Here is a 24,428-nt window from a genome sequence, read left to right as displayed (position 1 = left end):
CTTCGCCCACGCCCGCGAGGGATGAAGTGACGGGATATTTCCGCGCGGTGACGCAGACGTCGGAGAGACCTCCCCGGCGGCCGACGGTGGGCAACGCCTCACGAGTATACGCGAAGCGCGCCGTGGAGTGGCGCTCTGTGACGTAATTCAGCCTATTCTGCTACCAGTCGGCGTAAGGCACCAGCGGCTGGGGCGGCATATCCAGATCCCCCTGCCAGCCTGCCGCCGAGTAGCGGACGTAAAGCAGCGCATGGCTTGGGGTATAATCCTTCGCCTGCTGAATATCGACCGCGGCGCCAACGAACCAGTTGCTGGTCACCCGCCGCTCCACCAGCGCTCTGGCGGTGTAACCGAATCCCTGGCTGCTGCTGCCCTGCTCCGTCAGTTCGCTGGCGCGCTGCCGGTAGTCGGACGGGATCAGGTTCAGCAGCGGATAGCGGGCCTGCGTTTGGGTACGCGAATGGGACCATGACACCGACCCGCCGAGTTCCCAGGACCAGTTCTCCGTGCGCTGACGCCAGGTCACCGGCACGGCGAAAGAGAGGTACTCCTGCGGGCTGTAATAGCCGCCCTGGCCGAGGGTGTAGCCGCTGAGATCTTTGTCGTAGTGCCAGATCATATTGTTGAGGCCGACGGTGACGCGACGATTATTCTCGTTAATCACCTTGTAGTAGTAGCCGGTCATCCAGCGCACGCGCCAGTTATCCGCCACGTTTTTACCGGTCAACGAGTCGGCCCCCAGCGAGGACCAGATCCCGTGCGCTTCGCCCCGGTCATAGCTGAGGCTCACACCGCCGCCGTCGGCGCGAACACCGCCCCAGGTGGTGCCGGTATGGCTGTTGCTGTCTTTCTGCCCGCCGAAGGAGAGCAGCGAGCTGGAGATGGGCCGCCGGTGGACGTTGACCGTGTACCCCACTGGCCCGACGTCGCTGCTGTAGCTCAGGCCGCCGACCACATCGACGACATTGAAGCCCATCGGCGTGGTGCCGATATCCCCGCTCCAGGTGTCGTTCTGCCAGCCGACCGCCACGCTGGCCCCGCTGTCGGTCTGATTTTTACTGCCGCTGGTGCAGGCGATCTCCCCGCAGGTGCCCCAGCTGGGCGAGTAGCTCCCGTCGCTGTGGGTGGAAAAGCTGCCGGCATCCATATTGACCAGGTCGGTGCGGAAGAACATCCGGCCATCCGCTAGCGGGGCATCCACCTGCAGCATGGTGGTATGCGCCTTCAGATCGGAATAGCCGCCGGTGCCGCTGGATCCCCAGAAGTCATGTTCCAGGGTGACGTTCAGATCCTGCTGGCGATAAAGGTCGGCGGCATCGCTGCGGATCCCGCGCTTCAGCCAGTCATCCCGGCTGTCGTTGCGCGTCAGCCGGGTAAAGGTATCGTTATCCTGCGGCTGCGCGGGGGTGATGCCGGAGGCCACCATCGCCTCCCGGTAGTGAGTCAGCGCCTGCTGCGGCTCCCCGTTCCGGGTGGCAAAGCGCGCGGCATCGCGCAGCACCAGCGCGCTCTCCATCGAGGGCGGCTGCGCCTTCGCCTGCGGCACAATCTGGTTAAAAATCCGTTGGGCGTCAGCGGTATCGCCAAGGCCAGCTCGCGCCAGGGCGACCCGCCGCTGCATATTCATGGATTCGGCCTCTGCGCCTTTCAGCTGCATGACCTGCGCCCGGGCGGCCGGTTTATCCCCCTCGGCCAGGTAGACTTCCGCAAGGCCGAGGCGCGCATCGCCGTTGTCGGCTTCCTGACGCAGCACCCGCTGATAGTCGGCAATCGCCGTCTGGTTGTCGCCGCGCTGCTGCGCCCAGTCGGCCAGCGTCAGGTCATAGCGTACCGAGGCCGGCTGCTGTTTGATGAGGGCGATCGCCTGCGCTTCCTCGCCGCTGTCGCGCAATTGGTTCGCCTGGCGCAGCACCCGGTCGCTTTGCAGACGCGCCTCCAGTTCACGGATGTTATCCGTCCACGCGCTGCGCGGCAGGGTGGCGATTTGCGCCAGCGCCAGATCGTCCTGGTCGTTCCCCGACAGGTACAGCCCCGAGGCGTATATCCGTTCAGCATCCTGCGGCCGGCGGTTGACCATCGCCCGCATCAGCGCATCGGCTTGCTGGCGTTCGCCGGCGCTGACCAGATCCCGCGCCAGACGATAGGTGATCCACACGCTGTCCGGATCGAGCGCCAGGCGCCGACGCTGGACTTCCGCCGCCTGCGCCCAGTTGCCCTGGCTCTCCAGGGCCTGCGCCTGTTTCTCCAGCCGGTCGTTGGTCAGGCTGCGCTCGATATCATCAATACTGCGCCGCTGGGGAGCAGGAAGGCCGGCGATCCAGGCGCTGGCTTTCTCGGGCGATTCGGCGCGATAGAGGTTGGCCAGGCCGCGCACCGCCAGGTTATTGCCGCGATCCAGGCGCAACGCCTGCTGGTAATAGCGCTCCGCCGCCGCCGACTCTTTGCGCGCCGCCGCGACGTCGCCCAGCCCCAGCACGGCATAGCTGTCGGTCCGATCGACCCGCTGCGCCTGGGCATAATAATTCTGCGCCTGCGCAAGCTGACCGGCCTTCAGGGCGTTATCCCCCTGCTTGATCAGCAGCCAGTAGCGGTTGGTTTGCAGCAGGCTGTCCCATTTGCCGCGATTCGGGCTGTCGGGATCCATGGCAATCGCTTTATTGAGCTGGGCCACCGCCCGCGCGCGGTCGCCGCGCTGGGAATAGGCCTGGCCGAGGGCGCCCACCGCATCGCTGTCGCGGCTGTCGGCCTGAACGGCTTTCTGCAGATCCGCCACCGCCTGCGAGGTATTTCCGGATTTGACCGCCGCCAGCCCTTCCGAGCGGGCGCGGAACGTCGGATCCTGCAGCTGCGCCTGCTGCTGGTCGAGCAGGACGCGGGCGTTCGCCGCCACCGAGCCGGTAGGAAACTGCAGCAGGAATTGCTGCAACGCCTGCACGCTGGCCTTGCTCACCGGCATGCTTTTCACCTCGCTGTACCACATATCGGCGGCGATACCGCGTCCTGAGGCCGAGCGGGCCATTTCCGCCAGATAGGCGAACCCTTCCTGCGGTTTGTTATCGGCAAACATCTGCTTCGCCAGCGCCGTGAGCAGGCTGACGTTGCCCGGCGCGCTGGCGTTCAGTTTTTTCAGCTGGCTGACGCCTTCGCTATGACGGGCCGGCAGGCGCGCCACCAGCGTCCAGTATTCAATCGCGGCATCAACATCATCCGGCACGCCGCCGAACAGCTTTTCGTAGGCGGCGATGGCTTCATCGACCTTCCCGGCCACGCCCAGCAGTCGCGCCTGCTGCAGCGCCTGACGACCCTCGCCGGTGTTGCTTTTCATCTCATTGCGCGACGCCTTCAGCTCCGGGGAGTCCGGCGCCAGCTTCGTCAGTCGCTCCAGCTCTTTTTGCGCCCCGGCGGCATCCCCCTGGCGCAGCAGATAGCGCATCCGCGCGGCAATCAGGTCCGGGTTGTTGGGGTCAATCAGCTCCAGACGGTACAGCGACTGGCGCACCAGGTCTTCACGATTGCTGGCCTCGCCGAGGCGCACCTGCTCCAGCAGATGTTCCTGGGCGGGCGTCGTCGCCGCCTGCGCTAACGGCAGCAGCGCAACGCCGAGGGACAGCGTGAGTAAACTTAGTGAGAGCTTGCGCATTCCTGGTTCCAGTCAGGTTGTAATTCGCCACCCGCAGTGAAACGAAAACGGTGTTGATCCCAACCCTGGCCAAACAGCGTCAGGACCGCGCTGTAGTAGGCATCCGCGCCGGGATAGTTATCGGCGACGCGCTGCCGTTGCACCGACCGGGCCTCGTCGTTCTGTAAAAACGGCAGCATCACCGCGGAAAAGCCCACCGGCCCCTGGCCGCTGGTTTTGCCGGTGGCGATATTCACTTTCTCCGGCGGTACCCCCTGCTCCGCGGTCTGCGCCGCCATCGGCGCAAAGCGGGCCAGCAGACGCGCTTTCTGCTTATCGCCGTCATGAAGCATGCCCACCCACAGGTAGACGCGAATCGCGTCATAGCTGCCGATCGGCGGCTTCTCCGTTTTCAGCTGCCAGCCTTTCCCTTTCTCATAGCGCACCCAGTCCGGGGTAAAGCCTTTCGGTGCGGTCTCCAGCAGCAGACGCAGGTTAGTATCGCGCAGGGCAGGCCACGGCGCGCCAAAACGCACAAAATAGGTGGCCAGCTGCGGTGGAAGATAGCTGGGGTTAAACCGCCAGCCGCTGTCATCGGCAAAACCGACTTTTCCCGGCAGCAGCATCGTGCCAAGGCCCGGCACCGCCACCGTCTCTTCATCGACAATCCGCGCCAGCAGCGCTTTCCCGGTCTCGGTGTACTGCGGCTGCTGCCACAGGCGCCCCGCCTCCAGCAGCGCCCAGGCTATCCACAGATCTGAGTCGGATGCCGAATTGCTGTCCAGCAGCGTCCACTGCTCGTCGTCCTTTTTCCCCCACAGCCAGCCCGGCAGATGCTGCCGCAGGTCGCCCTCCGCCAGGTTGTTCTGTGTCCAGGTCAGCAGCTTGTCGAACCCCGCGCGATCGTTGGCCGCCAGGGCAAAGAACAGGCCATAGCTCTGTCCTTCGGAAGTGGAAATTTTGCGCGCATCGCTGGGGTCGATCACCCGCCCCTCGGGGCTGACGTAGGCTTGCTTAAACTGCTCCCAGGCGGGCCACTGGCAGGCGGCGCTCGCCTGGCCCGCCGCCAGCACCAGCGCGGAGAGCACCGCGCCGCAAAGTACTTTCATCATGGTTTACTCATCATCCAGGCTAAGGCGGCGGCGGCTGATAATGCGCAGCATGCGCCACAGGACCCACGCCAACAGCACGATACTGACCGCGGCGAAGATCGCCAGCAGTATCGGGTGGTTAGAGAGCGCGAACCAGATGCGCTCGAACCAGGGCAGATGGCCGACATAGTAAACATCGCCCACCCGCAGGCTGTTGACGCCGGATTCGCGGATCACCGCCACCGAGCCAAACATCGCCGCCCGCTTACCGCTGTCGTTGAGGGCGTTGGTTAGCAGTTCATTACCGCGCGGGCTGTCGGCCAGCAGGGCCACCACGCTGCGTTGATCGTTGTAGGGCGACTGGAAGCCAATCACCGCCGCCATCGGTCCGGAAGAAGTGATGTCGGTGCGGGTGTTGGGCGTGCGGGCCTCGTCATCGGGATAAATGCTCGCCAGGTCGTAATGACGCATCGGCATTTTCACCCAGCTTTTGGTCGCCTCGACCAGCAGGTTGATTTTGGTATCGTCCTTGAGGGACGAGGGGATCGCGCCGATCAGCAGCAGATCCGCATCTTTATTCTTGATCTGGTTGCCATCGTCAGTCATTTGCAGATTAATCGCCGCCAGGCCGGTCTGCGAACCGATGCCGCCCAGCGCCTGCAGCAGCGTCGCCACCTGGCCCTGGGTCGGCGCCTTCGGCACCACCACCAGGGTGTCGGCGAGGTCCGCCATACGGCTGTAAGGGAAGCCGGCATTGGCGAAGACGCGCAGGTCCGGTAGAGCAATAAAGTGATAATACTTCGAGAAGTCGATGGTCGAATCGTCGCCGATCACCACATGGTTCTGCACCGGCTGGAAGGTAATACAGTTGTCGATAGAGCCGCCGGGCATCGGGTTCATGTACTGGAAGTCAAAGCGCAGCTGGTTCACCGCCCCAAGACGCAGCGCGGGTATGGTAACCTCCGATTTGCCGTCCAGCAGCCCCTGCAGCACCGGCAGGCGCAGGATCAGTTTGTTCACATCCTGCGAGCTGTTAAGGCTGAACGACTGCAGGAACTGGTCGTTAAGGCTGATATCCATCCGCGAGCTATCCTTCACCGGCGGCATGGTATAGCGGTATTTCAGATCCATATCGATGCCGTTGGCCCGCAGCAGATAGAGATCCGGCGGCAGGTTAAGCGCCACGGTGATGGCATCCGGCACCAGCCCGCTGGACTGCAGCTGTTGCTCATAGGTTTTCAGCTCAGCAAAGGTGACCGAGCGGTCGGTGCGCACCCAGTTTGGCGCATCGTATGGCTGCCGCGGCTGCAGGGTTTTGATGCCGTCCACGGTGACGCTGCTGCCGCGGAACAGAATATTGCCCTGGGCAATCCCCTTCGCCGCCAGCAGCAGGTCTTTATCATCGCGGCCGAAAATAACCAGCAGCTTGACGTAAGGATCGTTCGGGTTGTCGATCATTTCGATGGTCGGCGCGTTGACCGGCGGATGATCGCGCAGGAAATCCGGACGCTTGTCGTTGGTGGCGAAGACAATGGCGTTACGATCCGGCAGTTCGTTGAAATAGACCGGGAACTGCTGGCCGCGCCAGCCGGCCTTGCTGCCGAACCATGAAGCGATAATCGCCGCCGCCTGCTGCTGGGCCACCGCCGGCGAGCCCGGGAAAATCATCGGCAGCGTCAGCGGGCGGTTGTCGCGCGGATCGTAGAACGGTACCGGGAAGTGCGACAGATCGTTATGCACCTTCAGCGACTGGTAGGTGAGATCCAGATAGCTTTCGCGCCCGACGTCCAGCCACAGCGTGCTGCTGGCCGGGTTTTCGCAGACATCGCGGTAGTGGCCGACAAACTCCAGCCGTATACGGTTGAAGTCGGTGATATACAGCGGGTCAATCGGCAGCTGTGCGCGGATCTTTTTCCCCAGCTGCTCTTTGGTGACGGGCAGGACGCCCATCAGCTCATCGTTGAGATAGACTTTCAGCTGCGACTGCACAGGCAGCAGCGAGGGCGACGGGGTGTATTCCAGATTGAGCAGCGCGTTAGCGACCAGCTCATCGCTGCGCATGCCGAATTCAACCGAGGCGTCAGGCCGTGAGCCGCGCAGCACAATGCTGCCCGGAGGCGGCGCGATGGTGGCAAAGGTCAGCTTCACCTCCCGCTGCGGGACGTTCTCGGCGACCACCGCCGGAGCGGTCGGTTCGGCGAGGGTCGCCGTCGGCTCGCCTGTCGTCACCGGCGCGAGCGGGGAGGCCGCCTGCGGCTGAACGCCAGGGGCCGGATTCACCACGGTAGCCGGCGCCGCGTAAGAGGCCAGCGGATACCAGCTGCACATGCCCACCGCTACTGCACACATCCAGGAAAGTTTTCTTTTCATCGCATTATCATCATTGTTGAGCCATTGCCGGGTCTGCGGAGAGCGTCGGCGCGGCGCGTTCAGGGCGTCGGGGTACAAACGACACTATCCATGCCACCAGCGAGGTGAGCGCGCGGAAAACCACCTTCACCGACGGCGGCGAAAACTCCGCCAGGTGACGATAGCCACGGAACCCCAGCTTGAGGATATCCAGCAGGCTTTCCATCGGCTTGTCTTCCGGGAAGCTATCCTGCCAAAGCGCCCACGTATCGGCGCGGGCAAACGTACACTGCACAAAATCGATATGCTGCTGGTTGGTCAACGGCAGCAGCTGCAATCCCACTTCGCTGCCGTTGACCCGCGCGACCCGCACCGGGAAGGCATACTCCTGCTGTCCCCGTTTGAGCAGCAGCCTGGCGTTCTGCCCCTCCAACACCTGAGCGTCGCCGTGAATTTTGATCCCCAGCCCACCGTCGGAATAGTCGTGAACGGTGCAGGAGAACAGATGGCCATCTTCGCGGGCAATTGCCGCCGGCATGCTCATTTCGACACGATGCGACCGGCGGACCTGCTTGCTTTCGACCGAGACCGCCACCGCGCCGCCAAGAATAATCAGGTTGTAGAACACCCAGACAATACTCACCCAGACGGTGAGAATTTCGTTTTCCGGGCCGTACATAAAGCGCCAGATCCCCACCGCGACGCCGACCAGGTTGAGCAGCACGAGGTAGATATAGGGCCGGGAAATCACCCAGTCGACATACTCCTCTTCCACCAGTCCGCCCTTCGCGGTGACGTTGAATTTGCCTTTATGCGGATTAATCAGCGCCACAAAGGTGGGCGGCGCGATATACCAGGCGAGCACCGTCTCGTAGATTTCACTCCAGAACGAATGGCGATATTTGCCCTGAATCTTCGAGTTGGTCAGGCTGGCGTGGATCATATGCGGCAACACGAATAGCGCGATCATCAGCGCTGGCGCATAAATGATATAGGCATGGAGCAGCAAAAAGGCCAGCGGCGCCGTGAGGAAGATGAGGCGCGGAATACCGGAGAGAAAGTGAAGCATGGCGTTGGCGTAGCAGACGCGCTGTACCAGCTTCAGGCCTTTGCCAAACAGCGGATTATCGAGGCGGAATATCTGCACCATCCCGCGCGCCCAGCGGATGCGCTGGCCGATATGCGCGGATAAACTCTCCGTCGCCAACCCCGCCGCCTGCGGAATACGCATATAGGCGGAGGTGTAACCCCGCCGGTGCAGGCGCAGCGAGGTGTGGGCATCTTCGGTCACCGTTTCGACGGCGATTCCGCCGATCTCATCCAGCGGGCCACGGCGAATCACGGCGCAGGAGCCGCAGAAGAAGGTGGCGTCCCACATGTCGTTCCCGTCCTGCACCAGGCCGTAGAATAGCGTCCCTTCGTTCGGCGTTTTGCGAAAACGACCAAGGTTGCGCTCGAAGGGATCGGGCGAGAAGAAGTGGTGCGGGGTCTGCATCATCGCCAGCTCTTTCTCTTTCAGGAACCAGCCCATGGTCATCTGCAGAAACGAGCGCGTCGGCACATGGTCGCAGTCAAAGATCGAGACGAACTCCCCTTTGGCGTATTTCAGCGCATTGTTGATGTTGCCGGCTTTGGCGTGCTCATGGCTGGTACGGGCGATATAGTGCACCCCGACATCTTTGGCAAACTGGCGAAACGCTTCCCGTCCGCCGTCGTCGAGGATCCAGATGTTCAGCTTGTCCTTCGGCCAGTCGATGCCCTGCGAGGCGTAGATGGTGTTTTTCACCACGTTGAGATCTTCGTTGTAGGTGGGGACGAAGATGTCCACCGTCGGCCACAGATCCATGTCCTCCGGCAGCGGCACCGGTTGGCGGTTCAACGGCCAGACCACCTGGAAGTAGCCCAGCACCAGCACCACCCAGGCGTAGGTCTCAGCGAACAGCAAAATAATCCCGCACACCAGGCTTACCGGGTCGTTCCAGTTCAGCGTCGAGGTATAGCGCCACCAGATATAGCGGCACGAGACCGTCAGCGACAGCACGATCAGCATCAGCGCCGAGAAGCGGCCGGGGATGCGCCGCACCAGCAGCGCCACGCCCCACAGCAGCATCAGGAAGATAAACTGCGACAGCGGGTTAAAAGGCTGCGTAATACACATCAGCGCCAGCACCAGCGAGCAGCAGGTCACCCCCCCAAGGATCGCCCGGCGCAGTTTGGGATTGAGGTGCGCCAGCTCTTTCTGTTTATCCAGATGACCGGTGCGGGCGTTGACCTGCTCAGGCAATTTTTCCAGCCACTGCGTATAGCGACCGTGCACCCCTTCCAGCGCCGCCAGCGAACGCCAGTTGACCTTTTTCTCCGGCTCCGGCACGCGCGTTGTCAGTAACCACAGGGATTGCAGCAGGTAGCGCAGCGGATCCAGCGGACGTGGCCGATGCGGATTAATATGGGGGAAATAGGTGTCATGGTGCGCCAGAATCGCCTGCCATCGCGGCGTCTCCAGCGGCATTAGCGCCCAGACCAGCGATGCCCACAGGCAGCCAAGCGACGCCGACAGCCATGAGGCGCCATGCTGCCGGTAGTCGTCATAGCGCGCGCGCAGCCGTTCCCCCACCGGCGGGGCCAGCAGCAGCGTGCTGAGGCGGATCATGCCGGCCTCCCGCCGGCATAGTGGATCAGACACCAGTTCGCCAGGGTCAGTACCTCTTCCGCCGCCAGAGAGTCCTGGCGATACTCCCCAAGGGGCTGCTTCGCCGCCAGGCACTCGGCCATCGCCTCGTCGCGATGAATGGTCACCGGCAGGATGCGCGGCTGGCTCTCGAGCCACAGCTGGTAGAGATCTTCCTGCAGCTGGCTGCCGACCCGCAGATCGTTAATCAGAATATCGCTGTTGGCCGGAAAGGGCTGCTGGTGCAAACGGATATGGCTGTTGGCGTCGGGATGGACCACCACCAGCGAGCGGTCGCAGAGCGTCAGCAGCTCGCGGGTCAACGGCGAATAGCCCGCCGGCAGATCCAGCAGTAGCCAGCGGTACTGCCCCTGCAGCTGCAGTACGGCCTCCGTCATCGCCCCCAGGGTGGGCTGCAGCTGGTCGACGTTTTCTCTTTCGCCCGCGCTGAGCTGGCCAAACGGCAGCAGATCGATATGCTGCGTATAGCGCAGACCCGCGTCGCGCCAGTCCCGGCCATCGAGCAGCGCCCGCGCCCAGCCGTCCTGATGATGGATGTCGGTATTGAAGAAAAAACGCAGCATATTATCCGGGCTGGCGTCGATCGCCAGCACCGTTTCACCGAGCAATTGCAGCGCCCAGGCGAGTGCAGCCGTAATGGACGTGACGCCAGTCCCCCCTCGCACGCCCTGTAATCCCAGAATAGCCATCTCCGGCTTCCTTATTTTTTCTCTGCAAACTCTGCCAGCAGCGGCCAGCGCTTCAGCGCCGCGTTCAGCTGTTCGCGCCTGGAAATATCATGATAATCAATATCCGGCAGGGAAAATGCCCGGCTAAGCGCCAGAAAATCATTTTGAAAGGTGTACCCCAGCGTGGCGTCCGTGGGTACCGCAGGATCTTTTGCTGGCATATCTCTGTCCGTTCGAAATTTATTATTAAACCAGAGGACGTATACAGCGCATCCTTAAAAAGCAGGTGTACATGCTAAAACTGATGACCTTTAATTTCAATGTTAGGTTTACTCTGTCAGTTTCGCTAGTAAACTTATCCAGTGTGAATCAGGGCGCACGAGGGATGCCGTGGATAGTGTATTTACTTTGGGTATTTCATCATTATGGGATGAAGTGTGCCATATGCCGGTCGGCGGGGTATGGTGGCTCAACGTTGACCGTTATGCCGATGCCGTCAGTCTATTTAATCAGACGCTGGCCACGCAGGCGAAAAACAGCAAGGTTGCCGCGCTGGTGATGGGGAATAAACCAAATGATATCATTTCATTAGAACACATTCACGGCCCGGATAATATTGCACTGTTTACCCTGCCGAATCGTCCGGAGGCGCTGGAAGAAATACATCGCGACTTGGTCTGCTCCCTCGAACCTGGCAATTATTTATTTATTCTGCTATGTGCTGAAAATGCCTGGCAAAATATAAATAACGAAAAGTTATGCGCCTGGGTGGAAAAGACCAGCCGCTGGGCGCAATATCATCGCTGCGCATTCTTAGCGATCAATTCCGCGCAGGATATTGATCGGCAGCTGACTCCCTTATTACGTGAGTACCGCTCCCTTTCCGGACTGGCAAGTATTCGTTACCAGGGCGACCGGCATATCTTTGATATTGCCTGGTGGGGAAGCGATAAGGGTATCAGCGCCCAGCAGCAGCTGATGGTGCAACATGATGACGCCGGCTGGCGATTAGCGCAGGACGCTGAAACCAGCGTGCAGCCGCGCAGCGATGAAAAAGCGATCCTCAGCAATGTGCGCGTGCTGGAAGGTGCCCCGCCGCTGTCGGAATACTGGACGCTGTTTGACACCAACGACGAGGTCTTCAACGCCGGGCGCACCGCGCAAGCGGCGACGATCCTCTTCTCCATTACCCAAAATACGCAAATTGAACAGCTGGGCCGCTATATTCATACCCTGCGCCGTCAGCGCGGCACGGCGCTGAAAATTATTGTCCGCGAACAAACCCCCAGCCTGCGCGCGACTGATGAGCGGCTGCTGCTCAGCAGCGGCGCCAGCCTGGTGATCCCCAGCAGCGCGTCGCTTTCCCGCTGCCTGACGCTAATCGAAAGCGTTCAGAACCAAAAGTTCTCCCGCCATATCCCGGAAGATTTTGCCACCCTGCTCACCTGGAGCCAGCCGTTAAAACTGCGCGGCTATCAGAAATGGGACGCCTTTTGCGAAGCGGTGCACAACGTGATGACCAATACCCTGCTGCCGGCCGACAGCAAAGGCGTGATGGTGGCCCTGCGCCCGGCGCCGGGGCTGCGCGTTGAGCAGGCGCTGACGTTATGCAAACCCAACCGGATGGGCGACATCATGACTATCGGCAATAACCGGCTGGTGCTGTTCTTGTCATTTTGCCGAGTCAATGACCTCGACACCGCGCTAAATCATATCTTCCCGCTACCGACTGGCGATATTTTTTCTAACCGCATGGTGTGGTTTGAAGACAAACAGATTCTCTCGGAAATTGTGATCATGCGCGGCATCGAGCCGGCGCGCTGGAATACGCCGCTGCCTCTCACGGTCGGTAAAAACGAGACCATCAACGCCACCCATGATGGACGCCACTGGCGACGCTATCCCGAACCACACCGGTTAACCACCCGTGAGGAGCAAGCCTGATGATGTCTATCGCCGATATTCTGCAACTGGTGGTGCTCTGCGCCCTGCTGTTTTTTCCGCTGGGCTACCTGACGCGCCACTATCAGCGCCGGATCCGCACGACGTTAAGACTGATGTTCTTTAAACCCCGTTACGTGAAACCGGCAGGGGTATTACGCCGGGGAACAACGGTTAAGCAAGGCAAAGCGAACAAATGACAAATAAAAAAACGACCGCGGCACCGCTTCCGCTCTGGCAGTACTGGCGCGGCCTTGGCGGCTGGAACTTCTACTTTCTGGTCAAGTTTGCCCTGCTGTGGGCCGGGTATCTCAATTTTCACCCGATGCTTAACCTGGTGTTTCTCGCCTTTCTGCTGGTGCCAATCCCGCGCGAAAAGCTGCACCGCATCCGCCACTGGATCGCCATTCCGCTGGGATTCGCGCTGTTCTGGCACGATACCTGGCTGCCCGGGCCAGAGTCGATTTTTAGCCAGGGATCGCAAATCGCCGGCTTCAGCGCCAGCTATATCTGGGATCTGATTGTCCGCTTTATCAACTGGAGCATGGTCGGCGCCTTCTTTGTTTTACTGGTGCTGTGGCTGTTTATCAGCCAGTGGCTGCGCGTTACCGTGTTTGTCTCCGCGATGGTCGTCTGGCAGGCGGTCAGTCCGCTGCTGCCGGCCTTTACCATTTGGCCTGCCGGTCAGCCCACCACTGCCGCCGCCACCGCGCCGGCCAACGTCGGGACCAACGCCGCCGCTGGCGCCGCGTCCAGCCCGGCCAGCAGCGATATTCCGCCGCAGACCGAACCGCCGACCTCGGCCAACCTCACCAACTGGCTGAACGGTTTCTATGCCGCCGAGCAGAAGCGCAAGACACCGTTCCCGGACCAGCTGCCGGCGGATGCGCAGCCGTTTGACCTGCTGGTGATCAATATCTGCTCGCTCTCCTGGTCGGATATTGAAGCCGCCGGGCTGATGGACCACCCGCTGTGGAAGCATTTCGATATCGTCTTCAAAAACTTTAACTCAGCGACCTCCTACAGCGGACCTGCGGCAGTGCGTCTGCTGCGCGCCAGCTGCGGCCAGCTGTCGCATACCAACCTGTATCAGCCATCCGGCGCCGATTGCTACCTGTTTGAAAATCTGGCGAAACTCGGCTTCAACCAGCAGTTGATGCTCGGCCACAACGGCCTGTTCGGCGACTTCCTAAAAGAGCTGCGTTCGCTGGGCGGCATGCAGAGCCCGCTGATGGACCAGAGCGGTCTGCCGGTCAGCCTGCAGGCATTTGATGGCTCGCCAGTGTATGAGGATCTCGCGGTTCTCAACCGCTGGCTGAAGACCGAAGAGGCCAGCAGCAATCCGCGGAGCGCCACGTTCTATAACACCCTGCCGCTGCATGACGGCAATCACTTCCCGGGACAAAGCAAAACCGCGGACTACAAAGTGCGGGCGCAGAAGCTGTTTGACGACCTGGATAACTTCTTCACCGAACTGGAAAAATCGGGGCGTAAGGTGATGGTGGTAGTGGTGCCGGAACACGGCGGCGCGCTGAAGGGCGATAAGATGCAGGTGTCTGGCCTGCGGGATATCCCGAGCCCGTCGATCACTAACGTCCCGACGGCGGTGAAATTCTTCGGCATGAAGGCGCCGCATGAAGGCGCGCCAATTATCATCGATCAGCCCAGCAGCTACCTGGCGGTGTCGGAGCTGGTGGTGCGCGCCCTCGACGGCAAAATGTTCAGCGAAGACAGCGTCAACTGGCAGCAGTATGTCGCCAACCTGCCGCAGAGCGCGGCGGTGTCCGAAAACGCCAACGCCATCGTTATCCAGTATCAGGGCAAGCCTTATGTCCAGTTGAATGGCGGCAGTTGGGTGCCTTATCCGCAATAAGCGACAAGGCCGCCTATTCTGGCGGCCTTACATCGTGAGACGTTCCTGCTCTTTTCTCTCAGCCCGCAGGATACGGGCTGAGAAACCTGCAAAGACATCACAGCGCTAGCGCTGATCCTGTTTCGCCAGCCAGACCAGCAGCTTGAGGCTGGCGGAGTAATAATCATCCTTGTCGTCAATCTGCGGCGCTTCCAGCGGTTCGCCAAGCGTTAAATCACGCACCGCCAGCAGGCCGCCGGCCATATTCCACGGGGCGACCTCGTTGGTGCTAACGTTGATCCACGCCGGAGTTTGCAGGCGCGGGTAACTCTGCATCCAGGCTTTCCACGGTGCGAGCAAGGCGCTGTGCGGATCGACCCACGAGATATACAGCGGGATACGGATCGCATCGAAACTCATCCGCGGCGGCCACTCTTTGGCCGGCAGCATCTTGCCATCCGCCCGCAGCGCCACCCAGTCGCTGGGCAGATGCGATTTCCCCCAGCCCATCTGCCCCAGCAGCGCCTGCCCGTCACTCTGCAATGTCCGCCAGGCGGTCAGGTGCGTCCGCTCCGCAAAGGCGCGCCAGGCCGGGAAGATGAAATAGGAGGGGTTAAGGTTCAGGTGGTCGTTGCGGTTAAACCCCTTCACGCCCGGGAGCATCACCTGGCGACCGGCGAAAGTCACCACCGTATATTTCAGCAGGGAGGCGGTGATGGCATCGGAGGCCATGGCGTAGCGCTTGTCCTGCCACTGCTTTTGCGCGCGCAGCAGCGCCCAGGCGATCAGGGTATCGCCATCGGTGGCGTTGTTTTTATCGGCGATCGGGTCCGGCGCCACCGGGTTATAGCGCCAGTAAAACAGCCCGTTAGACTTGTCGCGCAGGGTGCTGTCCGTCCACTGCCACAGCTTGTCGAACGCCGGGCGATCGTTATTCGCCACCGCCAGGAGCATGGCGAAGCCCTGGCCTTCCGTATGCGACACATTGCCATTGGCGGTATCAATGATACGGCCGTCCGGCATCATAAAACGGGCCTTATAACGCTCCCAGGCCGTATCCGCCCACGCCCGGGGCACCAGCATTACTGCCGTTGTCACTATCACCGCCACTAAAGCACGCAGGGGCATAAATTCACTCATTATGGATGGTAGTAAAGAAACTGAACGTCAGAGACAGAGAACACCCGCTCACGCTGCAATATTACGTGAGCGCTGCCTCCCTGACTCTGCAGCCAGCGAGAATATAACCCCTCGAGTATGGCACAGAACGCGTTGCACCAGCGCACGCGCCCCGCATCATCGCGGCTGACCGGCAACGCCTGATGGCGCAAGCGCAGGCCATCCTCACCGACGTCGATGGTCACCACCCCCCAGTGGAAATGGGTCAGCAGCCGGTTGATATTCGCCTCCAGCTCCCCTACGGTCTCCGACGCCGGCAACGGATGGGTCTCCGCCAACGAGGCGCCCATCTGACGCAGGAAGGGCTGACTTTCCAGCTCGCCGGCATTATTTAACATACCTTCGACCATAATAATCAACAGATCGAACCATCCGGCAGGCGTTTGCTGCTGCTGAAACCAGGTCATCACCACCGGGTTATTGTTCTCCGTCATCATCAATGATCTCCTAACATATAGCGAATATAGAGCCCGGCGGTGCTTTCGTTATAATCCCCGAAGGTGTCATAGCCAATCTGGCCCCCCAGCGTCATCTGTTTGTTGACCTTGTAATCCGCCCCGGCGCGCAGGGTATAGCCGATGCCGCTCTTCGAGGTCGCAGAATAGTAGGCTTCCTTGGCAAACCCATTGCTCACCGCCGTCTCCAGGGTCTGCTGCCACTCCGAATTGGTCGGGAAATAGGCGCTCTTATCCTGGCTGTAAGACTGGTAGCCCACCGAGCCGCCGAGCTTCATGGTCCAGTTATCATATTTTTCCGTCAGACTGACCGGCAGCGACACGCTGACGTAGTTTTGCGGACTAAAGTAGCCCCCTTGGCCATAGGTGAAGTAGCTGAGGTTTTTGGAGTAATCCATATAGCTCATGCTCAACCCGGCCTGCAGCTGGCGGTATTCGTCATGATAGGGCCGCAGATAGACCCCGGCATTGGCGTTGATGCTGGTGTTGCTGGCGACGTTCTGCCCCAGGTAGCTGTAACCGCCGCCGCCAACGTAGAAGCCCGCGTCACCGTCGTCATAGCTCAGCTGCAGGGTGCCGCCGTTTTTCGTCACCTGCCCCCAGGTTTTACCGGAATAGGCATCCTTCAGACCGACATACGAAAGCAGGCTGTCGGTGAGCGAGCGGCGTTCGCCGGTGAGGATCAGCGACAGATAGTTGGTCAGCTTGGGCGACCATTTCACCCCGCCGACAACGGTATTCAGATCCTGGCCCAGCGGCGTGCTGCCGATATCGACCCGGTAATCGTCACCGCTTAGCGCCAGCGCCAGTTCGACGCCGTTGGCCTTCTGCGAATCGGTCGAGCCGCTGGTCTGGTCAACGTTCGGCTTACGGCTGGACGAGGAAAGATAGCTGGCCACCTGCCCCGAATCATAGCTCCCGAGCTTCGCCAGGTTTTCCATCCCGCTGCTGGTGGTCGGATTGAAGTCCGCCGCGTTCAGGGTGCCCAGGCCGCTTAACGCCTCTGCCCCCGGATTGCTGGCAAAATAGGCCGTCCGCTCCGCCTCGGTCATCGAGGCGATCGCCGCCTGCTCGCTGGTGGCGGTACTCACCATATTGGAGACCGCGTTGGCCAGCGGGTTGGCGCCGTAGCGACGCCAGGCGTCGCCGCTGGCGGTCCCGGCGTTTAACGACACCGGGGTGACGGTAAAGTCAAAGCGCGAGTCGCCAAACGGCGAGGAGGACCAGGTCAGCGGCGTTCTGAGCTCCGTCAGCTTGCTGGTGCCCGATTCGCCGTCGCGTCCGCGCACGTCCATTCCCCCCTGCAGCCAGCTGCCGGTTTTCTCCTGCAGCGACTCCATCATGGTGTCCACCTGACGCAGCATCCGCGTCTGGGCGGTGTCCACCGGCAGATCGGTGCGATGGATCCCCGGCAGTGAGGAGCCGGGCGCGGCGGCCGACTGGGCAACCTGCCACGGCATATACTGCCCGTAGGCGGAGGCCGTCCGCGTCGGCGCCGACGTTTGCGACACGCCGATGAAGGGGTTATCCGCCGCCAGCACCCCGCCGACGGTCGGCGTTTCGCTGCTGTTGGTGCTTTGCATGCCCAGCAGTTTGCCGCGGGCGCTGCGCAGGTAGGTCATCGCCTGCTGATGATGACCCTGGGCCTCCGCCACTCTCGCCAGCAGCAGCAGGCGATCCGGGGAGTTATCCTGACGCAAGCCGCCGGCCAGCTGTTCCGCGCGATCGTTGTTCCCCGCCGACAGCGCGACGTCGATAGCCCCGGCGCGCGCATCCTGGTTCGGCGTATCGCGCGTCATCAGGTAGTCATAGACCACCCCGGCCTCTTTGTTCATTTTGCCGCTCTGGTACAGCCGCGCCATCGCGAACATCAGATCGGTATTCTGCGGATCGCTCTGCATGGCGCGGATCAGCTTGTCATACGCCGCGGCATAATTGCCCTGCTCGCGCAGGCGGTCGGCCTCGTTGATCACATAGCCATTGCGAATGCTCGCCAGCTGCGTCGGCGTACTGCTGGCCTGCAGCTGCGGATTGCTGATCAGGTTCTGCGCCTCGCCGGTCAGCCCGGCCTGGTTCAGGACGGCGATCTGATCGGCGTAATCCCCGGCGTTGCCGGACACCCCGCCGCTGATATTGTTGCGCACCAGCGATACCGCGGTGGTCAGGTCGCCGCTCTCGGCCAGCAGCCGCGCCAGCTTGCCGGCGTCCGCCGGGGCTTTCGGCGGCGTGGAGGCCATCGCCCGCAGGGTATTGCTGGCGGCGATGGTATTGCCCTGCGCCAGGTAGTTTTCGGCGGTCACCAGCTGCAGGTTGTAGTTCACCCGCTGACGTAAATCGCGCATGTCGCTGGTCTGGCTGCCGCCGGGAATGCGCGCCAGCAGCGTCTGCGCCTGTTGCCAGGCGCCGTTTTCGCTGGCGAACAGCGCGGCGGCATACAACGCGCTGTTGCTGGCGCCGGGGCGATAGGCCGCCGACATCAGCGAAGAGGCCTCGCTGGCGTTACCCGATTTTTGCAGCAGTCGGGCCAGATCGAGACGCAGCCAGGGATCGTCCGGATAGCGGGCAACGCCTTCGCGCAGGGTGGCTATTGCGCCGGCTGGGTTACCGCTGCTGACCTGCGCCTGGGCCTGACGACGCAGGGCGTCGCCTGGCATGCCGGCCACCACTCGCGGCTGCAGTTTTTGCTGTAGGCTCTGCGGCAGCGTCTGCAGCATCGCCTGCGCCTCGGCGGATTTATTCTGCTCGCGCAGCACGTAGTAGAGGTTTTCCCGCGCCGCCGCATTCTGCGGGTCGTCGTTTAACAGTGAGCGCAGCGTTTGCTCGGCCTGGGGTAAATCTTTGTTATGTCGCAGCACATCGGCGCGAAACAGCTTCGCCGAGGCGCCCCGCGCCCCGCTCTGCTGCGCAAGCGGCGCGGAGAGCGCCAGCGCCTGGCTGATATTGCCCTGCTTATAGGCCTGCTGAGCCTGCGCCAGCTGGCCGTAGAACAGGGCATCAGCCGCCTGCTGACGGCGGGTCGCCGAGGCGTCGCCGCCGAGGTCCGCCGCCCGGCTCAGATATTGCGATGCGGCCTGGTAGTCGCCGCTGCGCTGCGCGATATAGCCCATGCCCGCCAACGCATCGGCATCCTGCGGGTTGGTCTGCAATACCTCTTCAAACTGCTGCTTCGCGGCAGCGGTATTGCCGCTGTTGAGATTGGCGTAGCCCTGGCCGCGCGCCTGGCCGCTGCGCCGTTCACGAAAGTAGTTCTGAACTTCGCTATCCTGCGGATGACGCTGCATCCAGGTATCGTAATACTGCTCATCCCCGGCCTGCGGACCCAGCCAGAGCAAGGCCTGACGCAAGCCGCTGTCCGCCTCTTTATTGCCGCTGGCCATCGGCTCGAGCAGGGCGATCCCTTCCCGACGGGTATCTTCCCGCCAGGTTAACGCTTTGCCCAACGCTACCCGCGGGGCGTTCTCCTGGGGATGCTGCGCCACGTACTGCCGCAGTTCGCTAATGGCCTGCGGATAGAGCGATTTGTCGCTGGCCATGGTCAGGTAATATTCCGCCGCCAGCCCGGCAGGCGGCGTATTGCCATTGAACATGCTGCGCCAGGTCGCCAGCGCGCCGGGGATATTGCCGCCGCGCGCCTGCTGGCGAGCCAGACTGAGCTGGCCCTGCGGCACCTGCGACATTTTTTTGGCGTTGTCCAGATCCTGCAGTCCCGGGCTGTCCGGCGCCGCTTTCGCCAGCCGCGCGCGCCACTGCGCCGCCGCCTGCATATCGCCGCCCTGCTGCGACCAGAGCGCCATCAGATACAGCGCCTGGGTGTTGTTGGCATCCACCGAGAGCACCTTCTGCAGGGACTCCATCGCCAGCTCGTCATGGGATTTCTCATGCCAGTAGTTGGCCTGGGCGAACAGCGCCTGCAGCGCCGCGTCGTTACCCGCCGCCAGCGCGCCGCCAGAAGCGCCGAGAGCCAGGGCGCCGGTGAGGCAGAATGTGGTGAGCCGCCGGGAGCTTTTCATCGTTATCTTTCTTTTCATTGGTTATCCCCCGAACCCAGACGCTTACGGGCGTGACGTTTAAACATCGCGGTCAGCGCCAGTCCCATTATCGAGGTGGCAATCAGCCCCAGCAGAGCGAGGAAACCGGAGTGCTGGCTGGCATACCAGACCGCCATCATGTACCACGGCATCTGACCGCTGGGGAACGGCGTACTTACCTGGAAACTACGCACCCCGTTATCGCTGGTGATCACCGCGGTATCGCCACGGATCCCGGCATTGATGCGCGGTGAGTCCAGATCGTTTTTCAGTCGCGCCAGCTGGTCATCATTGCTGGCCATCGCCACCACCACCAGGCGGGCGGGGTTCCACGGCGAACGATAGCTGATAAACCCGCGCCAGGCGCTGCTGGATGAGAAGTAGCGATCGGCATCGAGGCTGGCGGAGGTCCAGTCGCCGGTGAGTCGGCGCTGCGCTTTTTGCCACAGGTCGGGCTCGCGGACGCTCAGCACATTATCCACCGGGCGGTAGGGTGAGTCGGCCAGCAGGCTCTGGTTGAAGGCCTGCTGATCGAGAGCGGTGACCGCCAGCACATCACGTTCGCGCAGCGACTGCAAATCCCCGCCGCCGGTGGGCATCCCAAGCACGACGCGGTTATTCGCCAGCGCGGTGCCGGTCGCATTCCCGGAGCGCGCCGCCAGATTCAGCAGGGTTGCCACCTGGGTCTCAGACGGTTCCGCCGGCAGCAGGAGCGTCGTTTGCGAATAGTCCGCCAGCCGCGAGAAAGGGAAAGAGGCGCCGACGAAATAGGAGAGGTTTGGCAGCAGCGAGAAGTGTCGCGTTTTGCTCAAATCAATCCATGAGTCGTCAGTGATGCGGCTCTTGATATTGTTATTCAGCAGAACCGAGCACGGAACATCGTCCTTCGGCACCACATTGAAGTACATCGACAGCTGGTTATCGCCATAGATCAGGTAGGGTGCCAGCGGGATGGTAAAGCGCTCCTGGCGCGCATCGCCCCCGAGGTAGCGCCAGACTTTCTCCAGCGGCCCCTGCTTGTTCATCGGCAGGTTGTTGAGGAAGGTGCCGTTGAGCGTGACGCTCAGCAGGGACTTGTCTTCATTGATCCAACTCTCCGACGGGAAGCGGTAGCCAACCTGCAGCGGGATCGTCTCGCCATCCCACAGATAGAGGTCCGGCGCGGCGCGGAAGGCGATACGTAAAGGTTCGTGCCAGACGCCGCTGACGGTCGGGCTTTGATCCTTACGCAGCAGTTCGCTGAGTCTGACTGGACGATCGGTGGGGATCCAGCGCGGCGCATCGTACGCTTTGCCAACCGGGATGGTCTGTGGTTCAACATCCAGCGTCGCGGTTTGCGGCGCGAAGTTGCCGCGGGTCAGGCGCCAGGCGGCCATGCGCAGCGCGGTATCGTTTTTGCCGACAATCAACAGCAGCTTGTAGGCTGGATTGGCGGGGTTGGCGATGATGCGCAGCAGTGGCTTATCGGTTTCCGGCAGCGTCATGCCGCCCACCTGCTCGCCCGGGTGGCCAATCACGATACCGTGGCGTTCCGGCAGGCGGTCGCGCAGCGCGCTGAAGGCGATGCCGCGATAGTCCGCCTGGATACCCAGCCAGGAAGAGACCAGCGCCGCGGCGCTGAAGACGTCGGCCGACGGCTTCGCTCCATAGGAAACGGCGATGTCCGCCGGCGTCATCTGCATGCTGTCGAAGAATGGACGCGGGAAGTGGCTCAGATCGTCGCTGATGTTCAACTGCTGGCTTTCCCAGCTGAAATGCGACGTGGGCAGCACCGTCACCCGCGACGAATCATGAATGTCACGCTGGCACTGCAGGGTATCGCCATCGTTGATCTTCACGCTCAGGTTATTACTGGAAACCATCAGCGCGGGCGGGATATCCAGTTGATAATGGGAGACATCCTCGCCATCGGCCCCCAGCGGCAGGGTGCCGAGCGGTTGACCGTTGAGCATCAGCTGCAGGGTGGCATTGCGACTCGCCATTTCCGGCGATACGCGAACGGCAAGGCTAAGCTGCGAATGGATCACCACCTGATCGGAAGGCAGGGTAAAGCTGACGCCCCCCTGCCGCTGACCGCCGCTGAGAATAATGCCGTCCGGCATCCCCATCTGCGCCAGATTCAGATCGCCTCCCCAGACCGGAGCGACAGGAATGACCTCCGGCGCGGCCGACCCGCTCACCGGCGGGGGCAAGTCCGGCATATCCGGCGCAGGGGCCGTCGCCGCCGCATCGCCGGCGGTGGCGGGGGCTGTCGGGGAGGCGCTCTCCTCCGGCGAGGCGGCCGGGGGTTCGTCGCCTGGCTCGTTGTCCGCCGCGCCATTGAGCTGCGGAAAGCTCAGCGGCGCGGCGGCGCCGGAGCCCGGTTCTTCACTGTGCAGCGCAGGCGCAGAGAGCATCCCTGCCAGCAGCGCCAGCGTCGTTAATCGCTTCATAACGTGCCATCCTCCTGCGCCGTTTTCGCCACTGTTGCCCGATTGCGCTGGCTGCGACGGGTTTTCCACGTCAGCCAGAACAGTTCGAACACGCAGCGTAAAATGGTGAAGAAGGAGCGGAACGGGTTATCCTGCGGGCGCGGCGGATTAATCCACGCATCCGCGCGGGCCAGCACCACGCGCACCAGCTCACGGCGGCGCGAAAGCGGAATATCTTCATCAAACTTGAGGCGCAGGAAGCGCTCGTCAGAGGTGACCAACTGGGCCGGGATGGAGATAGCCCCGGACTGCAGGATCAGCTCAACCTCTTCGATATCATCCTCCAGATGGCGCTTATCCGGCGCCACCACGCGGCAACCGCCCATCGACAGATCCTCGGTGTGGCTGCGGGACACGATGCCGCTGGCGTAATGGATCACTACCGGGATATCGACATCGATACGAATGGTTTTCCGCACCTGCCGCGTTTCACGCGCCACGGCAATCGCCGCCAGCAGGAAGATCAGGCTGTAGATCCCCCACCCGACGTTCAGAGCGATAACGTTGGGGTCCGAGCCAAAGTAGTCATGGCCAATCGCCCGGACGATGCCGACGATCACCCCCAGCGCCAGCAGACAGGCCACCACCAGGTGCGGACGCACCACGGTGAAATCGAAGTAGCCGACGTCCAGCAGGCCGCCCTTATCGGTGACGTTGAATTTACCGCGTTTGGGGAAAATCATCGTCACCAGGGTCGGCAGCACCAGGTGGAAAGCCAGCACAATGTCGTAGATTTCCCCCCAGAAGCTGTAGCGATAGCGGCCGTTCATTCGCGAACCGACGTAGATGGCGAGAAACAGGTGCGGCAGCGCATAGGAGACGATCAGGCTCGCTGACGAGTAAATGATATTGAGGTTAAACAGCAGATAAGCCAGCGGGGCGGTGACAAACACCACCCTCGGGAGCGCAAACTGGTAGTAGAGCATGGCGCTGAGATAGCACAAGCGCTGCTGGAAGGTCAGCCCTCGGCCAAACAGCGGGTTATCGACGCGAAAAATCTGCGTCATCCCACGCGCCCAGCGGGTACGCTGGATAACGTGCACCACCAGGCGCTCGGTGGCGAGACCCGCCGCCAGCGGGATATCGAGAAAGGCCGACTTCCAACCAAGGCGCTGGAACTTGAGCGCCGTATGGGCATCTTCAGTCACCGTTTCAACGGCGAAACCGCCGATCTGCGCCAGCGCCTCGCGGCGGATCACCGCGCAGGAGCCACAGAAAAAGGTGGCGTTCCAGTTATCGTTGCCCTGCTGAATCGGGCCATAGAACAGCATCCCTTCGTTCGGGATGTTGCGCCCGACGGAGAGGTTGCGCTCGAACGGATCCGGGGAATAGAAGTAGTGCGGCGTCTGCACCAGAGCCAGCATCGGATCTTTCAGGAAGCCGCCGACGGTGGCCTGCAGAAACACGCGCGTGGCGACGTGGTCGCAGTCGAAAACACAGATAAGCTCCCCCTGGGTCAGGGTTAGGGCGTGGTTGAGGTTCCCCGCTTTAGCGTGTTTGTTATCGTTGCGGGTGATATAGCCCACCCCGACGTCGGCGGCGAAGACGGCAAACTCGCTGCGCTTACCATCATCCAGAAGATAGATTTTCATTTTCTCTTTGGGATAATCAATACATTGCGCCGCGAGGACGGTGTCACGCACCACCTCAAGCGGTTCGTTATAACTCGGAATATAGATATCCACCGTCGGCCACTTGCTCATATCATCCGGCAGCGGAACAATACCGCGCTTCAGCGGCCACACGGTCTGCAGATAGTTAAGCAGCAGCATCACCCAGATATAGACTTCCGCCAGAAAGAGCCCCATGCCGAGGATAGTTTCAATAGCTGAGTTGAAGTGCAGGGTCTGCGTGAGACGAAAATACATGTAACGGGTAGACATCAGCAGCGACGTGACGACCATAATGACCGATACGCTGCGGCGCTTGCTGAACCCCATCAGAAAGAGAATACCGATGCTCAGCAGACCAAAAATATACTGCTTCTGGCTGTCCATCGGCGTGATCACCACCAGCACGGCGACGGGTGACAGCACCAGCGCCAGCAACCAAAAAAGAGATTTTTTCATTCAGCAGCCCTGCAATA

Annotated in this window: 14 protein-coding genes; 3 read left to right on the top strand and 11 right to left on the bottom strand. The window is 61.7% G+C overall.

The window, feature by feature from the left end; all coding sequences use genetic code 11:
* Positions 1-160: 160 nt before the first annotated feature.
* Genes bcsC through bcsR form a run of 6 tightly spaced genes read right to left on the bottom strand, consistent with a single transcriptional unit; the run spans position 161 to position 10,637 of the window.
* Positions 161-3,640, bottom strand: coding sequence for a cellulose synthase complex outer membrane protein BcsC (gene bcsC / locus KHQ24_RS00890; protein WP_087771797.1), 3,480 nt, complete (start codon positions 3,638-3,640; stop codon positions 161-163).
* Positions 3,622-4,731 (bottom strand): cellulose synthase complex periplasmic endoglucanase BcsZ, encoded by a 1,110-nt coding sequence (bcsZ, locus tag KHQ24_RS00885; RefSeq protein ID WP_017900006.1) that lies wholly within the window; start codon positions 4,729-4,731, stop codon positions 3,622-3,624. The genes bcsC and bcsZ overlap by 19 nt, the downstream gene beginning before the upstream one ends.
* Positions 4,732-4,734: 3 nt before the next feature.
* Positions 4,735-7,080, bottom strand: coding sequence for a cellulose biosynthesis cyclic di-GMP-binding regulatory protein BcsB (bcsB, locus tag KHQ24_RS00880; RefSeq protein WP_032426090.1), 2,346 nt, complete (start codon positions 7,078-7,080; stop codon positions 4,735-4,737).
* Positions 7,081-7,090: 10 nt separating this feature from the next.
* Positions 7,091-9,709 carry a UDP-forming cellulose synthase catalytic subunit gene (gene bcsA, locus KHQ24_RS00875; protein WP_004204973.1) on the bottom strand — a complete coding sequence of 873 codons (2,619 nt, stop codon included), beginning with the start codon at positions 9,707-9,709 and terminating at the stop codon, positions 7,091-7,093.
* Positions 9,706-10,437 carry a cellulose biosynthesis protein BcsQ gene (gene bcsQ / locus KHQ24_RS00870; RefSeq protein ID WP_004204974.1) on the bottom strand — a complete coding sequence of 244 codons (732 nt, stop codon included), beginning with the start codon at positions 10,435-10,437 and terminating at the stop codon, positions 9,706-9,708. The genes bcsA (KHQ24_RS00875) and bcsQ overlap by 4 nt, the downstream gene beginning before the upstream one ends.
* Positions 10,438-10,448: 11 nt before the next feature.
* Positions 10,449-10,637 (bottom strand): cellulose biosynthesis protein BcsR, encoded by a 189-nt coding sequence (gene bcsR, locus KHQ24_RS00865; protein ID WP_002921513.1) that lies wholly within the window; start codon positions 10,635-10,637, stop codon positions 10,449-10,451.
* 169 nt (positions 10,638-10,806) lie between these two features.
* Between bcsR and bcsE the strand changes: the two genes are divergently transcribed.
* Genes bcsE through bcsG form a run of 3 tightly spaced genes read left to right on the top strand, consistent with a single transcriptional unit; the run spans position 10,807 to position 14,230 of the window.
* A complete protein-coding gene (gene bcsE / locus KHQ24_RS00860; protein ID WP_064178572.1) occupies positions 10,807-12,360 on the top strand; it encodes a cellulose biosynthesis protein BcsE in 1,554 nt (517 codons plus the stop codon).
* Positions 12,360-12,557: a cellulose biosynthesis protein BcsF gene (gene bcsF, locus KHQ24_RS00855; RefSeq protein ID WP_004204976.1), complete on the top strand. Its 198-nt coding sequence runs from the start codon at positions 12,360-12,362 to the stop codon at positions 12,555-12,557. Before bcsE ends, bcsF begins: the two co-directional genes overlap by 1 nt.
* Positions 12,554-14,230: a cellulose biosynthesis protein BcsG gene (bcsG, locus tag KHQ24_RS00850; protein WP_004204977.1), complete on the top strand. Its 1,677-nt coding sequence runs from the start codon at positions 12,554-12,556 to the stop codon at positions 14,228-14,230. The genes bcsF and bcsG overlap by 4 nt, the downstream gene beginning before the upstream one ends.
* A 105-nt stretch (positions 14,231-14,335) precedes the next feature.
* On the opposite strand, the gene KHQ24_RS00845 is transcribed toward bcsG, so the two are convergent.
* From KHQ24_RS00845 to bcsA (KHQ24_RS00825), 5 genes are read right to left on the bottom strand one after another with little or no spacing between them, the layout of a single operon-like run.
* Positions 14,336-15,337, bottom strand: a complete 1,002-nt coding sequence (locus tag KHQ24_RS00845) for a glycosyl hydrolase family 8 (RefSeq protein WP_017900010.1) — start codon at positions 15,335-15,337, stop codon at positions 14,336-14,338.
* Between the two features lie 11 nt (positions 15,338-15,348).
* Positions 15,349-15,825, bottom strand: a complete 477-nt coding sequence (gene bcsD, locus KHQ24_RS00840) for a cellulose biosynthesis protein BcsD (protein WP_004204979.1) — start codon at positions 15,823-15,825, stop codon at positions 15,349-15,351.
* Positions 15,825-19,871, bottom strand: a complete 4,047-nt coding sequence (locus KHQ24_RS00835) for a cellulose biosynthesis protein BcsC (protein WP_211777086.1) — start codon at positions 19,869-19,871, stop codon at positions 15,825-15,827. The genes bcsD and KHQ24_RS00835 overlap by 1 nt, the downstream gene beginning before the upstream one ends.
* Entirely contained in the window at positions 19,868-22,303 is a 2,436-nt protein-coding gene (gene bcsB / locus KHQ24_RS00830; protein WP_053809883.1) for a cellulose biosynthesis cyclic di-GMP-binding regulatory protein BcsB, read from the bottom strand. Before bcsB (KHQ24_RS00830) ends, KHQ24_RS00835 begins: the two co-directional genes overlap by 4 nt.
* Positions 22,300-24,411: a UDP-forming cellulose synthase catalytic subunit gene (gene bcsA, locus KHQ24_RS00825; protein ID WP_211777085.1), complete on the bottom strand. Its 2,112-nt coding sequence runs from the start codon at positions 24,409-24,411 to the stop codon at positions 22,300-22,302. Before bcsA (KHQ24_RS00825) ends, bcsB (KHQ24_RS00830) begins: the two co-directional genes overlap by 4 nt.
* Positions 24,412-24,428: the final 17 nt, after the last annotated feature.

The sequence above is a fragment of the Klebsiella sp. 54 genome (genome assembly GCF_018223875.1).
GTDB lineage: Bacteria > Pseudomonadota > Gammaproteobacteria > Enterobacterales > Enterobacteriaceae > Klebsiella > Klebsiella quasipneumoniae.
This window is presented reverse-complemented; position numbering and strand designations above follow the sequence as displayed.